The organism is Microcystis sp. LE19-84.1B (assembly GCF_027531875.1).
In the GTDB taxonomy this organism is placed as follows: Bacteria; Cyanobacteriota; Cyanobacteriia; order Cyanobacteriales; family Microcystaceae; genus Microcystis; species Microcystis panniformis.
This window is the reverse complement of the sequence record NZ_JAPZSR010000028.1, coordinates 1-1,417: the sequence shown is the minus strand read 5'-3', so window position 1 is coordinate 1,417 and position 1,417 is coordinate 1. Positions and strand designations below refer to the sequence as shown.

General features: G+C 38.0%; 1 protein-coding gene and 1 pseudogene. One reads left to right on the top strand and one right to left on the bottom strand.

Annotation, left to right across the window (positions count from 1 at the left end; translation table 11 throughout):
- The coding region (locus O9324_RS01655; RefSeq protein ID WP_130758671.1) for a transposase at positions 1 to 115 on the top strand (115 nt) is incomplete at its 5' end.
- 255 nt (positions 116 to 370) lie between these two features.
- Here the strand turns inward: O9324_RS01655 and O9324_RS01650 are convergent.
- A pseudogene (locus O9324_RS01650) lies at positions 371 to 1,279 on the bottom strand (methyltransferase regulatory domain-containing protein); the annotation flags it as partial.
- Between the last annotated feature and the right edge of the window lie 138 nt (positions 1,280 to 1,417).

Genomic DNA, 1,417 nt, shown 5'->3' with positions numbered 1-1,417 from the left:
GGTGGTCGAGGGAATCAACAATAAACTTAAACTAATAAAACGGAGAGGCTATGGCTTTAGAAACTTTCGGAATTTTTGGGTTAGAAGTATGTTATCTTGGCATCTTGTCTGTTGATTTAGCATAAAGAGTAACGAAGAGCCGTAAAAATCCGTCGTAACGCACCACTAAGTAGTAAAACGTAACAGCCCAAATTACTGCTTTGACTTGAAAGTAACAATCCGTCGTAACGCACCACCTATCATCAACTAAGTAGTAAAACGTAGGGTGCGTTAGACGGCAAAAATTGCGGCTTTGACTTGAAAGTAACAATCCGTCGTAACGCACCACCTATCTAAGTAGCCGGTTACAATGAGATTACTTACTTAGTATTTACTCAATACCTAGTTTTTGCAATGTTAGTAAACGTTCTTTACTAAACTCCTCGTACACTGTTTTCAGATGAGCAATATTCTCCTCCTCTGTTTCCAAAGGTTTCCCATCTTTAACCACTTTTTTGCCTTGACTTGCCAAATTTTGCCAGACAAATTGTACTGCATCTTGGTTAGAGGATTTAGCCAAGAGGAATAATTGTTCTAAACGATTGACCACTACTCCAGTCCCAATCAAAGGAGAAGCTAAAAAGCTTAATTCCTCATTATAGACTGCTTTCGCTTTCACTGCATTATTAAAAGCATCAGTAGATGGTTTCCGTTGTTGGCAAGTTTGCTCATCCACAGCAGGATGAATATAGCCAATACCAGTTAAAATCATCAGAGCTTGGTAAAGACCATTTAAGTTAATATTTGAGGTTTTGGGATGATTTTGCAGTTGCTGTAAAGTTTGAGGAGATTCCGCCAAAACTTCACAAATTGGCTGATAAACTGTCTCCTGTAACTTAACTTCTCCCACGGGAAACTGATGCTCGAACTTGATATTTGCGGGATTAACAATCAGAGCAAACCGAGTTTCTTGTAGTTGTTTAAGCTGTTCTTGGCTGGTTAAACTTAAAGAGCCTCGACTAAAAATATCACGACGGAATTGGCTATTAACAAAGAAATCTCGCACCACTTCCCGATAGATTGGGTCGCTGATTTTTGCTAATTTTTCTTGGGCAACTGGAGAGAGATTGACCGTATCAATATGGTCATTAATATGAGCGGAACCCACATATTTAAGTTTAGCATCTTCTAATTCTTTCGCCACTTCATCGAAGTAAAAAGAATTCCATTCCTGATTGAAATACTCGTGAGCTAAATAATAACGATTTTGTTCCTTTAGGCGCTCGTAACGATTTTGTAACCCACATTCCGCACCCTCAACTGTCACAGATCAAAAAAGCCATTAAAGTAGTACATAATAACTAAAATTAATTCAAAGGTTAAAAGGGTTAATGAGAATATATAGCATTAAAAGGGGTATGGAGCGAGAAAGAGAAAA